Below are 19647 nucleotides of genomic sequence, written 5' to 3'. Positions count from 1 at the left end.
TGAGCTAAGCGTCGATCACCATGTCAGTGAGCGCCGTTGAGCAGCAGGGCAGGAACTTGCCAGCGTCGATCTCACGTGCCCGGATGCCGCCCTGGTGGTTCATCTCGACGTCGCCGGAAAGCTTGACGATCTTGCAGGAGCCACACATGCCCTCCTTGCAGTTGGCGCCGATCCTGACGCCGGCACGCTGGGCCGGGCCCAGGATGTGCTCGGACGGGTCCACGCGCACATTGATGCCGGTGCGCATGAAGGACAGGGTGAGGCTTCCCGTTCCCACTGTCTCAAAGCTCGAAGCATCGGGAGTTGAGACCTCCGCTCCCGCATCCGCACCGCCGTCGAAAGCTTCGGGACCGGTCAGGTCCGGCTCCGCGGATTCCAGCTCCAGGCCGGTCGCCTGCAAGGTTCCCTCGGCGTCGTAGCCTGGCTCGTAGAGCCCAAACGCAGCGGGCTGGCTTTCGTAGTAATCCTCGGCGGATTCCGCTATTTCCTCGGCGATCTCCTCCGCGATGTCCGCCGCATGCGCAAGCTCCGCCTGGTATTCAAGGATGGTCTGGCGGTCTCCGGTGAAGAACTCCATGTGGATGGAGGTGTCGTCCACGCCCACCTTCCCCAGGAGCTCAGTGGCGGTGTTCAGGTAGCCCTCGGGACCACACGCATAGACCTGCCGCCCATTGGCATCCGGAGCCACCTCATCCAGCATGGCCGCCGTGAGCCTTCCACTCAGCCCTTCCCAGTCCGCGGGTTTGGCTCGGTTGCCCAGGGAGTAGAAGACCTTGATGCGCGAGTCCACCGAGGCGATGTGGGCGAGCTCCTTGTTGAAGGCAAAGCCCTCGTCCGCCGCCCCGTGATAAAGCACCACCACATCGGCCTGTCCAGGGAGGGAATGGATGGTCCGAACCATGGACATGATGGGGGTGATGCCGGCCCCGGCAGCCAGCAGGAGGTACCGTGCCCGCCGGTCGACGTCGGGCAGGTGGAAGGCCCCCACGGGCCCCAGCATCTCCAAAACAGTGCCGGGTTTGATGTTCTGGTGCACCCACGGCGAGACCAGCCCCGTGGGATCGCGTTTAACAGTGATGTCGAAGGTCCACGGCCTCGTGGGGGCGCTGGACAGCGAGTAGCTTCGGTCCGCCGGGTCCTGGTCTTCCCCGTTCACAGGGAAGGCCACGTTCACATACTGGCCGGCTCGGAACGCCAGGGGTGCACCATCGGAGCGACGGAACACGAAGGTCATCATGCCGCCCACTTCGGCAACAATCTCCACGCATTCGGCCGTAAACTCCTGCGGATGCCAGGGGCCCAACGCACGGGCTGCGCTGGCGGGTCCCTCGCTGCTTCCCATCACCCTGTTCCACGGCATTTCAAGGCCGCGAATGCGATGTGGCTCCTGGACCAGCGTCTCAGTGAGGAGTTCGGTCATGCCAAGTGCTCCTGGACGCGCTGTACGTACCAGTTGATGAAGGCCTCCACCTGGTACTCGCTCTTCATGTACGGGCCGGGCTCGTAGGCAGGGCTGCCGGCACCGGTCTGGCACAGCTCCACGAATGCCTTGTCCTGCAGGTTGGTCTGCTTCCAGGTGTAGGTGAGCTTCTCCAGGTCGTAGTCCACGCCTTCCACGGCGTCATCCGCTACCAGCCAGGTGGTGCGGACCAAGGACTGGTGCTCGTTGACGGGGAAGACGCCGAACGTGATGACGTGGTCGCTTTGGAAGTGGAACCAGCTGTTGGGCTGCAGGTGCATGGAGCAGCGGCCAAGGCGGAAGTCCGGCAAGTCACCGAGCAGCTTCTTGGAGAGCCTGCGCCCATCGGCCGAGAACGATTCGCCCTCGCCGTCGAGGGATTCGCGTGAAATACGGATTCCGGCGATGCGGGTGTCCAGCTCCTCCACCACTTCGTAGGGAAGGCCATAGCGGCGGCAACGCTCCTCGAGCGAGGACTGTGCCTCCTTGTTGCGGTCCCACACTTCTTCGAGGTGGGCGGGGATCAGGCCCTCCGTCAGGCCCCAGGTGGGGAAGAGGGAACAGGCGAGCTCCGGGTGTCCGTCGCAGTGGTAGCACTCACGGTTGTTCTCCATGACGAGCTTCCAGTTGCCCTCCTCAATGATGTTCTGCTGGTAGGCGACTTTCGTCTTCGACAGATCGTGGGGCGCGAGGTACGGCTCAAAGATCTTTGAGGTTTCGTCGAAGTCGGCTGGTGGCTCGTCGGCAATGCAGACGAAGATGAGTCCGGCCACCACACGGCTGTGGGCGCGCTTGAGGCCGAAGCAGCCTTTGTCGAACTTCGTCTCCCCTGGCGCCGAGGCGTGGATCAGGTTGCCTTCCGGAGAGTACGTCCACGAGTGGTAGCCGCACACCAGGTTTCCTGTGGACCCGGCAGCCTCGGTCAGGACGCGGGCGCCACGGTGACGGCAGACGTTATGCAGGACGTTCACGCCGCCGTCGTCATTGCGCAGCACGATCAGGGAGTAGGGCCCGTAGTCCACCGTGATGTAGTCGCCTGGCTCCGGCAGCTCGGCGACGCTGCCGGCAAAGATCCAGTGCTGGCCAAAAATGGCTTCCATGTCGATCTTAAAGATCGTGGCATCGGTGTAGAAGGGCGCATCGAGGGAAAATCCCTTGCGCCGGAACTCGAACAACGCGCTGATCTCCGCCAGCTGCTCTGCAGGCAAAGATGAGGCGAGTTTTCCGCGTGAGTTGAGGGGCAAGACTGGAGCAGACATATGTTTTCCTCCCGGGAGGCGTGGGTCAGAGTGTGTTTCGTGGGGAGCACCGCTGCGTTGGGGGCGGGCGGCGTGGTCGAAAACCTTATAGTCATGAGATTAGGGACGATTGAACCGCAACAAAAGCGCAAGATTCAGAAGATAACCGTGCACAATAGGTGCATGATCGATGCGAGGCTCATCACACTTCGGGTGTTTGCCCGGTGCGGCACCATTGGCGCAACCGCGGAGCTCACCGGCTACTCCCCGTCCGCTGTTTCCGCACAGCTGCGGGAGCTCCAGCGCATGCTGGGAATGCAGTTGCTGACCAAGGACGGCCGGGGCGTTCGGCTGACCGCCACGGGCCGTTTTCTCGTGGAGGGCTCGGACACCCTCATTGCCGAGTGGGAAAGCCTGCGCGCGGCAGCCATGGAGGCGGGCGATCAGGTGCAGTCCCGTTTTGGCCTCGGCGGATTCTCGACGGCGGCCGCGCAGCTGCTCGCCCCGCTGGCCGCCACCCTCCGCACCACGCGCCCACTAGTGGAGGTGCAGGTACTCGAGGCCAACCCGGCCCGCTGCTTCGACCTGCTGGTGGCAGAACGAATTGATCTTGCGGTCATCGTCGCCATGCAGTCCGACACCTACGTGGAAGACGATCCCCGCTTCGAACAGACGGTCCTGCTCGACGATCCCCTGGACGTGATCATTCCGGCTGACCATCCCTTGGCCTCGCGGGAAACGGTGACGCTGGAAGAGCTCGCGTCTGAACCATGGATCACCGAAGCCGCCGGCTCCACCTACCACGCCCTTTTCACAGCGGCGTTCACGGCCGTCGGGGTGACGCCGCGGATTGCCCATGAGGCCGTTGAGTGGGAAACCCAGATCGCCTTCGTCGGAGCGGGGCTGGGCGTGGGTCTGCTGCCGCGGTTGGCACCCTTGCATAGCACCGAAAACGTGGTTCGGCTTCGTATCAGCGGCAAAGGCAGGCCCTCACGCCGCATCGTCGCTGCGGTTCGCAGGGGCAGCATCGCCTCGCCCCTCATCCAGGAGTCGCTCGCCATCCTGCAGGAGAGCGCTCATCGGATCCTCACGGCCCGCCCAGAGGATGACCGCTAAAAGTCCGGAGTAACAGCCGCTCAGGCCCAGACCTGGTAGCCCGTCGACTTATCGAACAACTTCCTGGTGGAGAGTCCCTCACTAACAAACAAACACTCCCACAACGGAGCGGTGAGCGCTGATCCGGCAGCGTGCGTAAAAGGGTCCCCGCCCCGGCCCGCCAGCAAAATGGCGGCAGCGAGAGCGGGGAATAGCACGCAGAGGATCAGGGCGCGCCGGGGGCAACGGAACCTACCAGCCGCGTTCTGCGAGGCGGTGGGGCTGCGGGATGTCGTCGACGTTGATGCCCACCATGGCTTCCCCGAGGCCGCGGGAGACCTTGGCGATGACGTCAGGATCGTCATAGTAGGCGGTGGCGTTGACGACTGCGGCGGCGCGCTCTGCCGGGTTGCCGGACTTGAAGATCCCCGAGCCAACAAACACACCGTCAGCGCCGAGCTGCATCATCATCGCAGCATCAGCCGGAGTGGCGATGCCGCCGGCGGTAAACAACACCACGGGAAGCTTGCCGGTCGCGGCAACTTCCTTGACCAGCTCGTACGGGGCCTGCAACTCCTTGGCCGCAACGTAGAGCTCGTCCTCGGGAAGTGCTGCGAGCTTGGCGATCTCCGAACGGATCTTGCGCATGTGCCCGGTCGCGTTGGAAACATCACCGGTACCGGCTTCACCCTTGGACCGGATCATCGCCGCACCCTCGTTGATGCGGCGCAAAGCCTCACCAAGGTTGGTGGCACCACACACGAACGGGACAGTGAAGTTCCACTTGTCGATGTGGTTGATGTAATCCGCCGGGGTCAGGACCTCGGACTCGTCGATGTAGTCAACACCGAGGGACTGCAGGACCTGGGCTTCGACGAAGTGGCCGATGCGGGCCTTGGCCATGACCGGGATGGACACGGCGGCGATGATCGCATCGATCATGTCCGGATCCGACATGCGGGACACGCCACCCTGGGCGCGGATATCGGCCGGGACACGCTCGAGCGCCATGACAGCGACGGCACCGGCGTCTTCGGCGATGCGGGCCTGCTCGACGTTGACGACGTCCATGATGACGCCGCCCTTGAGCATCTCCGCCATGCCCCGCTTAACGCGGCTGCTGCCCGTCAACGGTATGTTTTCAAAAAGGAGGGGTCTTGTAGGCACGTGATACTCCAAGGGCTGAAGGCTGTGATTGCATCACAAGCACCCGGACGCAGGCTGGAAGAGCTACTGATATCCGGGTGATATATTAGATGGAATCTTCAGTATGCAATCACCGAAGCGCGGAGTCAACAGGGGTTTTAGCGCTGGAACTAAGCCGCGAAAAGCGCCTGGCGCACGGCCTGCTCGAAGCCGCTGACGTGGACACGGGCCAACTCGGCAGCCTGATCCTCATCACCGTCAATGACCGCCCTGAGTAAGTCCAGGTGTTCACGCACGTGGTGCTCAAGATCGGGCAAGCGATCCAAAACCATGCACCAGATCCGGGTTGCCAGATTGTCGTAGCGAATCAGGATGTCTTCGAGGTGCGGGTTCGCCGCCGCCGCATAGATTCCACGGTGAACGCTGGCGTCAAGCCGCAGGGTTTCAACCACCGAGGCGGCGTCAACGTCAAAGTCCTCCACTGCGCGCATCACTTCGCGCAGGTGCTCCTTGGTGGCAGCGGAAGCAACCCGCGCCGCCCTGGCAGCGGCAAGTGGTTCCAGTTGGGCCCTGATCTCGGAAATGAACGCCAAGTCAGTTACTTCGACGCGGGTGGCAAACGTCCCCCGCCTCGAATACGTAATGACCAGCCGATCCAGCTCCAGGCGTTTCAGTGCTTCACGCACCGGCGTCCGGCCGATCTCCAGGTCCTTGGCGAGCTGATCGTCGTTAAGGAGGTCGCCGGGTTTGATATCCAACATCAGGAGTCGATCCCGGAGGCGTTCATAGGCGATGTCGGCCAAGGACTTCTTCGTGTCCTCGCCGGCTAATGCCAAAGTTCCAAAAGCCACAGCGCCATCCCCTTCTTCACAACCAAAAAAGCTATTGACCTGCCTGAGTCACCAGTATACGCTGAATCCCAATCCTAATATATCAGTTCAGGACCCAAGAATATATCTAAAGGAGGCGACATGACCCTCATGGCGACAGACTCACCGGTAAGCACCCTGCCGAAGCCCGAATTGCTCAAAGAAGAGCAAGCACAGAAGTTCGTACTCACATTGTCGTGCGTCGAACGCGCCGGAATCGTTCAGGCAGTAACCACCTTCCTGTTTGACCGCGGCTTCAACATCGAAGAACACCAGCAGTTCGACGACGGCCTCCGCCAGACGCTGCACCTGCGGACCGCTTTCTCGGGCCCGCTGTCCTACTCACCGGAGCGGCTTGAAGAGGAATTCAGCGCGATTGCCGACCGCTTCGAGATGAAGTTCAGCTTCCACGACCAAACCAAGAAACGCGTCCTGGTGATGGTGTCCAAGTTCGGGCACTGCCTGAACGATCTCATCTTCCGCTGGCGGGGTGGCAGCCTCGGCGGTGACCTCGTGGTGGTTGCTTCCAACCATGAAACGCACCGTGCCATGGCGGAAGCCGCCGGCCTGCCCTTCGTCTACCTACCTGTCACCCCGGATACCAAGGCAGAGGCCGAGCAGAAGCTTTTGGACCTGGTGGAGGAGTACAACGTGGACCTCGTTGTGCTGGCACGCTACATGCAGGTGCTTTCGGACGATTTGTGCCGCGCCCTCGAAGGACGTGCCATCAACATCCACCACTCGTTCCTGCCGGGATTCAAGGGCGCCCGCCCTTACCACCAGGCCTATGACCGCGGCGTGAAACTGGTGGGTGCCACTGCCCACTACGTCACTGCGGACCTGGACGAGGGACCGATCATCGAGCAGGAAGTCATCCGCGTCGATCACAGCTACGGCCCCACCACCCTCTCAACCGTGGGCCAGGACGCCGAAGCACTGGCGTTGTCCCGCGCTGTCAGGTGGCACTGCGAACACCGCGTGCTGCTGGACCAGACCAGCACAGTGGTCTTCCGCTAGACCAAGCACTAGAACACCAGCAGACCCACCCCTTTAACTTCAGCAGGAGAACCCCCATGGCATCCACGCCTCGCATTGTCATCATCGGAGCTGGGATTGTTGGCACCAACCTCGCCGACGAACTGGTCACCCGCGGTTGGAACAACATCACCGTCCTGGACCAAGGACCCCTGAATATGCCCGGTGGCTCCACGTCCCACGCACCGGGCCTGGTGTTCCAGACCAACCCCTCCAAGTCCATGGCGCTCTTCGCCAAGTACACGGTGGAAAAGCTCCTATCCCTCACCGAGGACGGCCAGAGCTGCTTCAACCAAGTGGGCGGCCTTGAAGTTGCCACGAATGAGACGCGCCTGGCTGACCTGAAGCGCAAGCTCGGCTACGCACAATCGTGGGGCATCGACGGCAAGATCCTCACCCGCGAGGAATGCAAGGAGCTCTACCCCCTGATCAATGAGGAAGACATCCTGGGTGGCCTTCACGTCCCCACCGATGGCCTGGCGCTTGCCGCCCGCGCCGTGCAGTTGCTGATCAAGCGCACCGAAGCTGCCGGCGTGAAGTACATCGGCAACACCGAGGTCACCGGAATTGAGCAGTCAAACCGCCGCGTGACCGGCGTCGAGACCGCCGATGGCGTCATCCCCGCAGATATCGTGGTTTCCTGCGCCGGATTCTGGGGCGCCAAGGTGGGCGAGTTGATCGGGATGTCCGTTCCGCTCCTCCCACTGGCACACCAGTACGTCAAGACCACCCCGGTTCCCGCCCAGAAGGGCAAGAACGAGCTGCCCAACGGCGCCCAGCTGCCCATCCTGCGCCACCAGGACCAGGACCTCTACTACCGCGAGCACGGCGACCGTTACGGCATCGGCTCGTACGCGCACCGCCCCATGCCCGTGGACCTCGATGAGCTGGGAAGCTACGAGCCCAGCAGCATCAGCGAACACAACATGCCCTCCCGCCTGGACTTCACCCTGGAAGACTTCCTCCCCGCGTGGGAGGCAACCAAGCAGATCCTGCCGGCACTGCGGGAAAGCGAAATCGAGGATGGCTTCAACGGCATCTTCTCCTTCACCCCGGACGGCGGCTCGCTGGTGGGCGAGTCCAAGGAAGTGGACGGATTCTTCGTTGCTGAAGCCGTGTGGGTCACCCACTCCGCCGGCATCGCCCGAGCCGTGGCGGAGCTGCTCACCACCGGCAAGTCGCAGATCGACCTCGGCGACAGCGATATCCACCGCTTCGAGGAGGTCCAGCTGACCCCCGAATACGTCAGCGAAACTTCCCAGCAGAACTTCGTGGAAATCTACGACGTCATGCACCCCCTCCAGCCCAAGCTTTCCCCCCGCAACCTTCGCGTCAGCCCTTTCCATGCCCGCCACAAGCAACTGGGTGGATACTTCCTGGAAGGCGCCGGGTGGGAACGCCCTTACTGGTTCGAAGCCAACGCTGAGCTGCTCAAGGAGATGCCGGACGACTGGCAGCCGCCGGCCCGCGATGCTTGGTCCGGAATGTTCAGCTCCCCCATCGCCGCCGCCGAAGCGTGGAAGACCCGTACCGCGGTTGCCATGTACGACATGACGCCGCTCAAGCGCCTTGAAGTATCCGGTCCCGGCGCCCTGAAGTTGCTCCAGGAACTGACCACTGGAGACCTGGCCAAGAAGCCGGGTGCAGTCACCTACACCCTCCTCCTGGACGAAGCCGGCGGCGTCCGAAGCGACATCACGGTGGCCCGCCTGAGCGAGGACACGTTCCAGCTCGGCGCCAACGGCAACATCGACACCGCCTACTTCGAGCGTGCAGCCCGGCACCAGACCGAGAACGGCAGCGCCGGCGACTGGGTCCAGGTCCGCGACACCACCGGTGGCACCTGCTGCATTGGCCTGTGGGGTCCCCTCGCCCGTGACCTCATCAGCACGGTCAGCAGCGATGACTTCACCAACGACGGCCTGAAGTACTTCCGTGCCAAGAAGGTCACCATCGGCGGCGTTACCGTCACCGCAATGCGCCTGTCCTACGTGGGTGAACTCGGATGGGAGCTCTACACCAGCGCGGACAACGGGCAGCGCCTCTGGGACGCCCTGTGGAAGGCCGGACAACCGTTCGGCGTCATCGCCGCAGGCCGCGCAGCCTTCAGCGCGCTGAGGCTCGAAAAGGGCTACCGTTCCTGGGGCACGGACATGACCACTGAGCATGATCCTTACGAAGCGGGCCTCGGTTTCGCGGTGAAGATGACCAAGGAGAACTTCGTCGGCAAGGCCGCTTTGGAGGGGCGCAGCGAGGAAAGCTCCAAGCGCCGCCTGCGCTGCTTGACGGTCGACGACGGCAGGAGCCTGGTGCTGGGCAAGGAACCGGTGTTCTACAAGGACCAGGCGGTGGGTTACGTCACGAGTGCCGCTTACGGCTACTCGGTCCGCAAACCGATTGCTTACGCGTACCTACCCGCTGCAGTATCAATCGGCGACTCCGTGGAAATCGAGTACTTCGGCCGCCGCATCCAGGCGACCGTGACCCAGGACCCGCTGTACGACCCCACCATGAGCCGGCTCCGGGGCTAATCAATGATCAGCTCAGAAACCATCAACGACTACCTCTCCAGGCTTGCCTCACGTCAGCCCACTCCCGGCGGAGGCGCAGCCGCAGCCTTGCATGCCGCCCAGGGCGCTGCCTTGGTCGCCATGGTCGCCAGGTACACCACCGGTGCAAAATATGAGGAACATGCCGCACTTGTCAGCCGGATCACCAGCGCCGCCGACCACCTGATCGTCGAGGCGTTGCGCCTTGCGGACGCTGACGAACACGCTTTCCAGTCCGTCATCGATTCCTACAAGCTCCCCTCGGAAACCGACGAGCTCAAGGCAGTAAAGACAACAGCCATCCAAGACGCCTTGGTCCAGGCTGCCCATACTCCGGCCCAGCTCATCAAGGTTGCCGGTGAGGTGGTGGACCTCGCCACCGAACTCTTTGACGTGGCCAACCCCAACGTCATCAGCGACGTCGCAGCTGCCGCCGATGCAGCCCGCGCAGCCGCCACAACCGCCCGCGTCAACATCGATATCAACGTCGTCGCCATCAAGGACTTCGATGCCCGCTCCGTCCTGGCCGGGCAGACCAACGGCATCGAGGACAAGGTAGTCCTGGCGGCCGATTCCCTGGCGAAGCGTGTCCGCGAAAGGATCCTTGCGTGAACACCGAAATACTCTCCGGCAAGGTGCTCGCTGGCCTCATCCAGCAACAGGCACAGGACGGCGCGCGCATTCTCGAAAACGATGGACTTCGCCCGGCGTTGGCTGTTGTCGTCGCCACGGACGACGAATCAACGCACTGGTACGTGCGGTCCATCGAACGCGCCGCCGGACGCGCCGGCGTCGGATGCAGGATCGTCGACCTCGGCCACGATGCCAGCGAACAAGCGCTGGCTGGTGTCCTGGAGGACCTCAGCGCTGAACCATCCGTACATGGCATTATTCTCCAGACGCCACTGCCCAACGGCGTCAGGGCTGACGGCTTGGTGGGGCTCATAACTCCGGAAAAGGACATCGACGGCGCCAATCCCCTCAGCCTCGGCCGCTTGGCTGTCGGTCAGCCCGCCTTCGCACCCGCCACTGCACGCGCCGTCGTGGAACTGCTGGACCACTTCCACATCCCCGTCGCAGGACGGAACGTGGCCGTCGTCGGGCGTTCCGCCGTGGTGGGCAAGCCGCTGTCCCTGCTCCTGCTCGAACGGGACGCGACCGTCACCATCTGCCACTCAAAATCGGGACCGCTGGAGCGCTATACCCAGCCAGCCGACGTCGTGGTTGTTGCTGCCGGCCGGACGGGGCTGCTGAAGGGCAGCCACCTCTCGCCGGAGACAGTAGTGATCGACGTCGGCACGAATGTCCTGCGCGATGGTTCCCTGGTGGGGGACGTTGACGAAGCCAGCGTCACCGGCGTCGCGGCCGGCCTGAGTCCGGTTCCGGGGGGCGTAGGCTCAGTGACCACCGCGCTTTTGTTGCTGCACACGGTCGAAGCCGCCCGGCAGCAGTCCCGCAGCGGGTTGCTGGCCGCTTCCACTTCCCGGATCTGAAGGGTCTCCCATGCATTCCAAAGCTCCGCGCGAGAACATCGACGAGTCAAAGCTGACCGTCAGCAAGCCCAAGACCAAGGCTGTCGGCATCCCGGCCGTTGCCAACGCGTTGAAAATTTCGCTGGAACAGATGGGACCGCTTCGCAGTGTCCAGACCCTGCTGGCAGTGAACCAGCTGGACGGGTTCGACTGCATGGGCTGCGCCTGGCCCGAACATGAAAAGCGCAATGCAGCGGAATTCTGCGAGAACGGGGCCAAGGCAGTGGCCGAGGAAGCCACCCGTCGCCGTGTCACGCCGGAGTTCTTCGCCAAGCATTCCATTGCCGAGCTCAAGACCCGCGATGACTTCTGGCTGGGTCAACAGGGCAGGCTCACGCACCCGATGTACCTGGACGAAGGTGCGACGCACTACAAACCCATCGACTGGGACGACGCTTATGACCTCATGGCCGAGGAGCTGCGGGGCATGGAACACCCTGACGAAGCGGTCTTCTACACTTCCGGCCGGACCTCCAATGAGGCCGCGTTCGTGTACCAGCTTTTGGTGCGCGGCCTGGGCACCAACAACCTCCCGGACTGCTCCAACATGTGCCACGAATCCTCCGGCTCCGCGCTGGTGGAAACCATTGGCATCGGCAAGGGCTCTGTCAGCCTGACGGACCTGGAAACGGCGTCGCTGATCTTCGTGGCCGGCCAGAACCCCGGCACCAACCATCCGCGCATGCTCAGTGCTTTGGAGAAGGCGAAGAAGAACGGCGCGATCATCGTGTCCGTCAACCCCCTTCCCGAAGCCGGGCTCCTGCACTTCGAAAACCCACAGCATGTGGCCGGCATGATTCAAGGGACCCAGCTGACGGACGACTTCCTGCAGATCCGGGCCGGCGGGGATCAGGCCCTCTTCCAAGGATTGGGCAAGTACCTGCTGGAAGCCGAAGCTGCGGGACGGAACACCCCGGGCCTGGGCACTGTGCTGGACCATGAATTCATCGACAACCACACCGTGGGTATCGACGACTACCTGCGGTTCCTGGAGAAGGTGGAGTGGGATGACATCGTGGAGGCAACCGGCCTGACCTTGGATCAGATCCATTCGACGGGTGAGCGGCTGCTCGCCTCCAATGCCACCATCGTGTGCTGGGCCATGGGACTGACACAGCACAAGCATTCTGTCCCTACCCTGCGCGACGTGGTCAACGTCCTGCTGCTCCAGGGCAACATCGGCAAGCCCGGAGCCGGCGTATGCCCGGTGCGCGGCCACTCGAATGTCCAAGGCGACCGCACCATGGGCATCTTCGAGAAAATGCCTTCGACGTTCCACGACCGGCTGGACCAGGAATTCGAGTTCCGCTCTCCCCGGGAGCACGGCTATGACACCGTGGCAGCCATCCGCGCCATGCGGGACGGGAAAGTCCGCTTCTTCATGGGCATGGGTGGCAACTTCGTCAGGGCAGCCCCGGATTCGGACGTAACTGAACTGGCGCTGGCCAACACCCGGCTGAGTGTCCAGATCTCCACCAAACTGAACCACTCGCACCTGTCCACCGGACGCCGGGCGCTGATCCTGCCCACACTCGGCCGCACCGAGAAGGACACCCAACGCACCGGCGATCAACGCGTCACCGTGGAGGACTCCATGAGCGCCGTCCATGCCTCACGGGGACGGCTCAAGCCCGCCAGCGACCACCTCCACTCGGAAGTAGCGATCGTCTGCAACCTCGCGGACAGGCTCTTTACGGATGGGAATGCCCGCCTGCCGAACACACCGCAGGCGTCGTGGCTGGCCATGCGGGACGACTACACCCTGATCCGCAAACACATCGAAGCCGTGTTCGACGGATTTGAGGACTTCGAAGCGCGGATCCAACATCCGGGCGGCTTCGTGCTGCCACACCCGCCCCGCGATGCCAGGAAGTTCGACACCGCCTCCGGGAAAGCGCACTTCACAGGCAATGCCCTGGAGTTCATCAAGATCCCGCCTGGCCGGCTGGTCCTCCAAACCCTGCGCTCCCACGACCAGTACAACACCACCATCTATGGCAAGGACGACCGCTACCGTGGCATCCATGGCGGCCGGCGCGTAGTCCTCGTGAACGCGGAGGACATCAGCGGGCTCGGCTTTGCCGACGGGGACATGGTCCACCTAATCTCCGAGTTCGAGGGAACCGACAGACGGGCCGAGAACTTCCGCATCGTATCCTATTCGACGCCGAAGGGTTGCGCGGCCGCGTACTACCCCGAAACCAACGTCCTTGTTCCCCTCGATTCCGTAGCGGATACCAGCGGAACGCCCACCTCAAAGTCGGTGATCATCCGGCTGGAAAAGGCATAGATCCATAACAAGATTCCCACCCGTCTAATTTTCCACGTGTCCAATGGTCCGTGAATGGTGCTTCGGTGCCTGAAACCTGGGGAGGTATTTCCTCATCGAAGCACCGCTTTCGGATCATTGGGCAGCACTTTGCAGCAACAGCCAAAGAATAGGGAGTGACCATGTCAGGAAACAGAGCAGTCGCCTACAAGGAACCCGGTGTCGTTGAAATCATCGACACTGACTACCCAACGTTTGAGCTCAAGGACGGACCGGGCGTCAACCCGGCAAACGTCGGGCGGAAGGTGCCGCATGGCGCGATCCTCCGGACGGTAACCACCAACATCTGCGGTTCGGACCAGCACATGGTCCGGGGCCGCACCACAGCTCCGCAGGACCTGGTCCTCGGCCACGAAATCACCGGCGAAGTGGTGGAGGTTGGCCCCGACGTCGAGTTCATCAAGGTGGGCGACATCGTCTCGGTACCGTTCAACATCTCCTGTGGCCGCTGCCGCAACTGCAAGGAGCAAAAGACCGGCATCTGCCTCAACGTCAACCCTGACCGCCCTGGCAGCGCCTACGGCTACGTGGACATGGGCGGCTGGGTGGGCGGACAGGCAGAGTTTGTGCTGGTTCCCTACGCCGACTGGAACCTGCTGCGCTTCCCGGACCGCGATCAGGCACTGGAAAAGATCATGGACTTGACCATGCTCTCGGACATCTTCCCCACCGGCTTCCACGGCGCCGTCACCGCCGGCGTGGGCGTCGGATCCACGGTTTACGTCGCAGGTGCCGGGCCCGTGGGCCTTGCTGCCGCCGTGGGCGCGCAACTGCTGGGCGCCGCCGTCGTGATTGTGGGTGACATGAACGAGGACCGGCTGGCGCAGGCGCGCTCCTTCGGCTGCGAAACCGTCAACGTGTCCAACGGCGATCCGAAAGAGCAGATCGCACAGATCCTTGGCGTTCCGGAAGTGGATTGCGGCGTGGACGCCGTGGGCTTCGAAGCCCGCGGTCACGGCAAGGATGCCTCACATGAGGCTCCGGCCACTGTATTGAACTCCCTCATGGACATCACTGCCGCCGGCGGATCCCTGGGTATCCCGGGGCTCTACGTCACCGGCGACCCGGGTGGAATCGACGACGCCGCCAAGCACGGCTCCCTCTCGCTGTCCCTTGGTACCGGCTGGGCCAAGTCCTTGTCCTTCACCACTGGCCAGTGCCCGGTCATGAAGTACAACCGTCAGTTGATGATGGCCATCCTGCATGACAAGGTCCAGATCGCCAAGGCAGTCAACGCCCAAGCGATCCCGCTCGAGGACGCTCCCCGAGGCTACGCCGAATTCGACGCCGGAGCGGCAACAAAGTTCGTGCTGAACCCCAACGGCTACGTGAAGGCGTAGTACGAACAAATTCAGTACGCACCAACGGATACCGGGGACTGCGCGGCAAGCATGACGGGAAGGCCGTGCAGTCCCCGGTATCTGCTCTTATCAGCACCACCACATCAGGCAGGGGCATCCATGCTCGCACAAGCAATCTTTACCGACGCTCCCGGTCCCCTGGTTGCGGATGAACGAAGGCATGCCCTGGCTTGGGCCGAAGCCCGGCAGCTGGCCTACGACTGGGCCGGCCCGCTTCCGTCGTCGAACGTCGCCCTCGGCGAAGCGATCGGGCGCACGTTGACCAGCCCCGTCACTGCCCACCAGGACCTGCCCCATTACGCGTCATCGGCCATGGACGGCTGGGCCGTCAATGGCAGCGGTCCGTGGATCGTCACAGAGTCAGGCCGGACGCTCGCCGTCGGTGAAGCCAGCGTTATTGCCACCGGCGGCTTGATTCCATCCGGTGCCACTGCGGTACTCCGCAAGGAGAGTGGAGAGGCCTGCGGGGACGCGCACCTCTCAGTCAGGCACGACACGAAGCCGGGCGAGGCTGCCCCTGGTCGGCACATCCGTCCCGCTGGTGAAGAAGCCTCCGCGGGTGAAGTCCTCATACCCGCAGGAACGGTCCTCAATCCAGCCCACATTGCCCTCGCCGCTGTGGCTGGACACGATCACCTGCCGGTACAGCGCAAGCCGAGGGTCGCCGTCGTACTTACCGGATCGGAGGTGGTGACCTCAGGTGAGCCTGCGCCGGGACGGGTCCGCGACGCATTCGGCCCGCAGCTCGATGCCGTCATTTCGCAATTGGGTGGGGCGCCCGAGGGCCAGCTCAGGATTGGCGATTCGTACGAAGAGTGGCTTTCAGCCCTGGGCTGCGCCCCTGATGGACCGCGGCCGGACGTGACCATTACTACCGGCGGAACCGGGAAATCGGGGACAGACCACTTCCGCGACGCCGTTGCGGCACTCGGTGGGCGCCTCCTCCTGGACGGGATTGCCATGCGGCCGGGCCATCCGGCAGTGTTGGCGGAACTTCCTGATGGCCGTTTCGTCATCGGGCTACCGGGAAACCCGCTGGCCGCCATGATGGCCCTGATGACCCTTGGTGAACCCCTCTTCGCCGCTTTGGGCAGCCGTTCCTTCCAACCGGCCGTGCAGATGGTCTCCGGGGCGGACCTTGACCCCGCCCCCGGAAGCACCCGTCTCATACCGTGCACCCTGATCCACGGCCTCGTGTTCCCCGCCTCCCACACTGGGCCCGGGATGATGCGTGGGCTTTCATGGGCGGACGCATACATGGCTGTCCCTCCGGAGGGCGTGGCAGCCGGCTCTCCAGTACCCGTCCTGCCGTTGCCGTGGACAGACCTCCAGCAGCCCCGTTGACCAGCGGTCCGTTGACCATCGCGGGTTCCCTCGGTGTGAAAGGGTCCGTGCAAAACTCCGTCTAGGATGAGGACAGACTAGGGGTGCAGGCCGGACAGAGCGATCAGCCCGGGGCGGCCTGCCTGGACAACGACACGAGGCACCATGGCCGCACGCAACAACCCGGACATCGACAAGGACGCAGACGCCCAAGGCGGCGGCGTCCAATCTGTGGACCGCGCGCTCCAGATCCTGGAAATCCTGGCTCGCCAAGGTGATGCCGGAGTCAGTGAAATCGCCGAAGAAATGGGCGTCCATAAATCCACCGTGTCCAGGCTGGTGGGCTCCTTGGTCAACCGCGACATCGTCCGGCAGAACAGTGAACGCGGCAAGTACCAGCTGGGCTTTGGGATCCTCCGCCTGGCCTCCTCCATCCCCGGCCGGCTCAGTGTGGTGCATGAGGCACGCGGAGTCCTGGAGGCGCTGGCGGCCGAATACAAGGAGACCGTCAACCTGGCCGTGCTGAGGTCGAACTACGCGGTAAACGTGGACCAGGCGATGGGACCGTCGACGCTTGCCACCTACGACTGGGTCGGCAGCCTGACACCCCTGCACGCCACGTCCAGCGGCAAGGTTCTTCTTGCTGCACTGACGGCCGACGAGAGAAGCCAGGTCCTCAAAACGGTGGGCCTGCCCGCGCGTACGCCCCGTACCGTGACGAACCGTGGAGAGCTGGAAAAGCAGCTGCTGGACGTGGCCCGCAGAGGGTATGCCACAGTGCACGAAGAGTTCGAAATCGGCCTCACGGCCGTTGCCGTGCCCATCTACAACCACGCGGGAAGCGTCATTGCCGCGGTGAGCATCTCCGGCCCCGCGTTCCGCTTCTCACCCGAGGACCAGCCAGGGCTCATTGACGGTCTCCGCGAGGCCGGGCTGACCATCAGCGACCGAATGGGCTACAGGCGCCGCTAGCGCGACCACGCATCGGCCAACACTCCGGGATGGCGTTCGCCGGCATAACGCCCGCTGCTCCAAGCACCCCAAGGTGACGCGCTATTTGCAACGTCATCCATGATACGCAACGCGTATGCTTCCAGCCAATTGATATATCAATCTGCCGTTAAAGAGTGAAAATCCCTTGACTTTGGATGTGACGGAGAGCACTCTGTTGCATAGTGCGGATGTTGTTGATTCCTGCGGAACACGCTTTCGGAGCGCGGAAGGACGATTCAACCGCCCCCGCCCCACGAACCAGAAGAGGTGCATCATCGCTATCGCCTGCCCGCTCCGTGACCGCGCACTCGGGGAGGCGCCACGGCCCGCCATGACCATCGGATCGGAGGAAGACCCAACCTTCCCACCAGTCCATTCACCAAGGCCTCGTAGAAATGCAGGCTCATGACACGCCGAGCAAAGGACCCGCTCATGGCTATAAACAGTGACACAAAACCGCTAACACCCGACGAATTACCTGCCAATGATCACGTGGCAGGTACCCCGGCCGCAGCCAGCCCCGCCCACGCGGAGAACCCTGAAGCAGTCATCAGCGTCTCCCCCGACGACACCAACTTGGCCGCCCTCAACGCTGAGGACGGAGGCGCAGAGCCCCTCTCCGATTCTGTAGAACACGAACAGATCATGGAAGAGCTGCGCCATGCCAAGACCGAGCAGGCCGTTTCGGCCCGCCGGAACCGCAAACTTACCCTCGACAAAGTCACCTTCGGGATCACGGGCGCCATCGCCGTCGCCTTCGTGGTCTGGGGATTTGTTGGAAGGGACAGCCTTTCTGAAACTTCGAAAGGCGCCCTCAACTGGGTCATGGAATACACGGGCTGGCTCTTCATGGTCCTCGCCTCGTTGTTCGTGATCTTCGTCCTCTGGCTCGCACTCGGAAAATTCGGCAACATCCCGCTGGGCAAGGACGGCGAGAAGCCCGAATTCCGCACCATCTCCTGGGTGGCCATGATGTTCGCCGCCGGCATGGGCATCGGGCTCATGTTCTATGGCGTGGCTGAACCGCTGTACCACTACATCTCGCCACCACCGGGAACAGTGGACGGCCGCACACCGGCAGCCATCCAGACTGCCATGGCCACCTCCATCTTCCACTGGACCCTGCACCCTTGGGCCATGTACGCAGTAGTCGGCATCGCCATGGCTTACGGCACCTACCGTCTGGGCCGCAAGCAACTGGTTTCCGCGGCCTTCACCTCGCTCTTTGGCATCCGCATGGTGGAAGGGCCGCTCGGCAAGTTCATCAACATCCTGGCCATCTTCGCCACGCTTTTCGGAACTGCCGCCTCGCTGGGCCTCGGTGCCCTCCAGATCGGCAGCGGCATGACCTCCAACGGCTGGCTGGGCGAGATCGGCACTCCCGTGCTGGTGGTCATCGTCGCGATCCTGACCTTCTGCTTCGTGGCATCAGCCGTTTCAGGCATCAGCCGCGGCATCCAGTGGCTGTCCAACATCAACATGGTCCTGGCCGTTGTCCTCGCTCTCATTGTGTTCGTGGCCGGGCCGACACTGTTCATCCTCAACCTGATCCCCTCCGCCGTGGGTGACTACGCCCGGGATTTGGCTGAAATGTCCTCACGCACCGAGGCCGTGGGAGACGACTCCCTGCGCAGCTGGATGACCAGCTGGACCATCTTCTACTGGGCCTGGTGGATCTCCTGGACGCCCTTCGTGGGAATGTTCATCGCCCGCATCAGCCGTGGACGCACCATCCGCCAGTTCGTCACCGGCGTGCTGCTGGTGCCGAGCGTAGTCAGCGTGATCTGGTTCGGGATCTTCGGCGGTGCTGCCTTCCACGTTCAGCAGGAGGCGGACAAGGCCGGAACTCCCGGGCTGGTGACCATGGTGGACGGCGCCCCCTCCATCAACTTCGACGGCGCCCTCTTCGACTTGGTAAAGAACCTGGGCATGCCCGGCTGGCTGACCGCAGCCGTCATTGTCCTGGCCATGGTCCTGGTGGCGATCTTCTTCGTCACCGGTGCCGACGCGGCTTCCATCGTGATGGGATCCCTCAGCTCCAATGGTGCTGAGCACCCGCGTCGAGGAGTGGTGATCTTCTGGGGAAGCCTTACCGGTGCAGTGGCAGCGGTCATGCTGCTTGCAGGCGGCGATAAACCCTCGGAAGCGTTGTCCGGGCTGCAAAGAGTGACCATTGTGGCTGCCCTGCCTTTTGTGATCGTCATGCTGCTGCTCTGTTTCGCCTTGGTCAAGGACCTTCGCCGCGATCCCCTGCAATTGCATAAACGCCTGGCCACCTCGGTGGTGGAACGAGCCATCCGGACCGGGGTGGAACAACACGGCGGCGTTCAGTTCGACCTCGTCACCAGGCACGATTGCGCCGAAAAGTGCACGGAGTCCGATTGCGCCGGGGGAACACCGACGGGAACCATCCCCCTGGTTGGTAAACCACCTCAGGACCCAGACACCAAGTAACCCGGTTTCCGGCCAACACCCATTCACGCATCAGGAAGGTCCACCATGCCCAACACGTCTGCCCCAGGCACCCTCCGCCTCAACACCCAGGCAAGTCGCAATGCCCGAGCCAGCGAGGATGTGAGCCTCACCTTGGACTCATCCAAGCCAATGACAGTCCGGATTGAGGTTGACCACTGCCCGTGTGGATCGGAACACAACAGGGCCGGCTCGTACGTCGACAGTGACTTCGGCCGCTAGGCCTCACCACAGCACTCCGCAACA

15 protein-coding genes are annotated in these 19647 nt (G+C 63.1%); 11 read left to right on the top strand and 4 right to left on the bottom strand.

All coding sequences use genetic code 11. From position 1 onward, the window contains the following. Positions 1-4: 4 nt before the first annotated feature. Together LN996_RS03995 and LN996_RS03990 are read right to left on the bottom strand one after the other, a co-directional pair. Entirely contained in the window at positions 5-1420 is a 1416-nt protein-coding gene (locus LN996_RS03995) for a ferredoxin reductase (protein WP_231338879.1), read from the bottom strand. Then, the gene (locus LN996_RS03990; RefSeq protein WP_231338878.1) at positions 1417-2718 is read right to left on the bottom strand and encodes an SRPBCC family protein; all 1302 of its coding nucleotides are present in this window, start codon (positions 2716-2718) and stop codon (positions 1417-1419) included. The genes LN996_RS03995 and LN996_RS03990 overlap by 4 nt, the downstream gene beginning before the upstream one ends. 162 nt (positions 2719-2880) lie before the next feature. Between LN996_RS03990 and LN996_RS03985 the strand changes: the two genes are divergently transcribed. Continuing rightward, a complete protein-coding gene (locus LN996_RS03985) occupies positions 2881-3813 on the top strand; it encodes a LysR family transcriptional regulator (protein ID WP_231338877.1) in 933 nt (310 codons plus the stop codon). 231 nt (positions 3814-4044) lie between these two features. Here the strand turns inward: LN996_RS03985 and pdxS are convergent, their stop codons facing one another. Both pdxS and LN996_RS03975 read right to left on the bottom strand, forming a co-directional pair. Next, positions 4045-4959: a pyridoxal 5'-phosphate synthase lyase subunit PdxS gene (gene pdxS, locus LN996_RS03980; RefSeq protein ID WP_308102696.1), complete on the bottom strand. Its 915-nt coding sequence runs from the start codon at positions 4957-4959 to the stop codon at positions 4045-4047. Between the two features lie 149 nt (positions 4960-5108). Next, positions 5109-5789: a GntR family transcriptional regulator gene (locus LN996_RS03975; RefSeq protein ID WP_231338876.1), complete on the bottom strand. Its 681-nt coding sequence runs from the start codon at positions 5787-5789 to the stop codon at positions 5109-5111. A gap of 120 nt (positions 5790-5909) precedes the next feature. Between LN996_RS03975 and purU the strand changes: the two genes are divergently transcribed. The 10 genes from purU (at position 5910) to LN996_RS03925 (ending at position 19623) form a co-directional block, all read left to right on the top strand. Then, a complete protein-coding gene (gene purU / locus LN996_RS03970) occupies positions 5910-6824 on the top strand; it encodes a formyltetrahydrofolate deformylase (RefSeq protein WP_231338875.1) in 915 nt (304 codons plus the stop codon). Positions 6825-6880: 56 nt separating this feature from the next. Beyond that, positions 6881-9373: an FAD-dependent oxidoreductase gene (locus LN996_RS03965; protein ID WP_231338874.1), complete on the top strand. Its 2493-nt coding sequence runs from the start codon at positions 6881-6883 to the stop codon at positions 9371-9373. A 3-nt stretch (positions 9374-9376) separates the two neighbouring features. Next, entirely contained in the window at positions 9377-10003 is a 627-nt protein-coding gene (locus LN996_RS03960) for a cyclodeaminase/cyclohydrolase family protein (RefSeq protein WP_231338873.1), read from the top strand. Further along, complete coding sequence (locus LN996_RS03955; protein WP_231338872.1) at positions 10000-10884, top strand: bifunctional 5,10-methylenetetrahydrofolate dehydrogenase/5,10-methenyltetrahydrofolate cyclohydrolase; 885 nt, start codon at positions 10000-10002, stop codon at positions 10882-10884. The genes LN996_RS03960 and LN996_RS03955 overlap by 4 nt, the downstream gene beginning before the upstream one ends. Positions 10885-10894: 10 nt before the next feature. Further along, positions 10895-13213, top strand: coding sequence for an FdhF/YdeP family oxidoreductase (locus LN996_RS03950; protein ID WP_231338871.1), 2319 nt, complete (start codon positions 10895-10897; stop codon positions 13211-13213). Between the two features lie 161 nt (positions 13214-13374). Then, on the top strand, positions 13375-14592 hold the full coding sequence (gene fdhA, locus LN996_RS03945) for a formaldehyde dehydrogenase, glutathione-independent (protein ID WP_026005570.1): 1218 nt from the start codon (positions 13375-13377) through the stop codon (positions 14590-14592). A 120-nt stretch (positions 14593-14712) separates the two neighbouring features. After that, the gene (locus tag LN996_RS03940) at positions 14713-15957 is read left to right on the top strand and encodes a molybdopterin molybdotransferase MoeA (protein WP_231338870.1); all 1245 of its coding nucleotides are present in this window, start codon (positions 14713-14715) and stop codon (positions 15955-15957) included. Between the two features lie 144 nt (positions 15958-16101). Continuing rightward, on the top strand, positions 16102-16908 hold the full coding sequence (locus LN996_RS03935; protein ID WP_231338869.1) for an IclR family transcriptional regulator: 807 nt from the start codon (positions 16102-16104) through the stop codon (positions 16906-16908). Positions 16909-17361: 453 nt separating this feature from the next. Next, on the top strand, positions 17362-19383 hold the full coding sequence (locus LN996_RS03930) for a BCCT family transporter (RefSeq protein ID WP_231338868.1): 2022 nt from the start codon (positions 17362-17364) through the stop codon (positions 19381-19383). Positions 19384-19428: 45 nt separating this feature from the next. Continuing rightward, positions 19429-19623 carry a hypothetical protein gene (locus LN996_RS03925; RefSeq protein WP_231338867.1) on the top strand — a complete coding sequence of 65 codons (195 nt, stop codon included), beginning with the start codon at positions 19429-19431 and terminating at the stop codon, positions 19621-19623. The last annotated feature ends 24 nt before the right edge of the window (positions 19624-19647 follow it).

Origin of the sequence: Arthrobacter sp. AK01 (assembly GCF_021109375.1) — a bacterium.
Taxonomy (GTDB): domain Bacteria; phylum Actinomycetota; class Actinomycetes; order Actinomycetales; family Micrococcaceae; genus Arthrobacter.
The sequence above is the reverse complement of the archived record's forward strand: the minus strand, read 5'-3'. Positions and strand labels throughout refer to the sequence as shown.

Coding starts and splice junctions, on each gene's coding strand:
- LN996_RS03940 (WP_231338870.1), top strand. CDS start 14,713: ATGCTCGCACAAGCAATCTTTACCGACGCTCCCGGTCCCCTGGTTGCG.
- LN996_RS03935 (WP_231338869.1), top strand. CDS start 16,102: ATGGCCGCACGCAACAACCCGGACATCGACAAGGACGCAGACGCCCAA.
- LN996_RS03950 (WP_231338871.1), top strand. CDS start 10,895: ATGCATTCCAAAGCTCCGCGCGAGAACATCGACGAGTCAAAGCTGACC.
- LN996_RS03985 (WP_231338877.1), top strand. CDS start 2,881: ATGATCGATGCGAGGCTCATCACACTTCGGGTGTTTGCCCGGTGCGGC.
- LN996_RS03965 (WP_231338874.1), top strand. CDS start 6,881: ATGGCATCCACGCCTCGCATTGTCATCATCGGAGCTGGGATTGTTGGC.
- LN996_RS03930 (WP_231338868.1), top strand. CDS start 17,362: ATGGCTATAAACAGTGACACAAAACCGCTAACACCCGACGAATTACCT.
- LN996_RS03990 (WP_231338878.1), bottom strand. CDS start 2,718: ATGTCTGCTCCAGTCTTGCCCCTCAACTCACGCGGAAAACTCGCCTCA.
- fdhA (WP_026005570.1), top strand. CDS start 13,375: ATGTCAGGAAACAGAGCAGTCGCCTACAAGGAACCCGGTGTCGTTGAA.
- LN996_RS03960 (WP_231338873.1), top strand. CDS start 9,377: ATGATCAGCTCAGAAACCATCAACGACTACCTCTCCAGGCTTGCCTCA.
- LN996_RS03925 (WP_231338867.1), top strand. CDS start 19,429: ATGCCCAACACGTCTGCCCCAGGCACCCTCCGCCTCAACACCCAGGCA.
- LN996_RS03995 (WP_231338879.1), bottom strand. CDS start 1,420: ATGACCGAACTCCTCACTGAGACGCTGGTCCAGGAGCCACATCGCATT.
- purU (WP_231338875.1), top strand. CDS start 5,910: ATGACCCTCATGGCGACAGACTCACCGGTAAGCACCCTGCCGAAGCCC.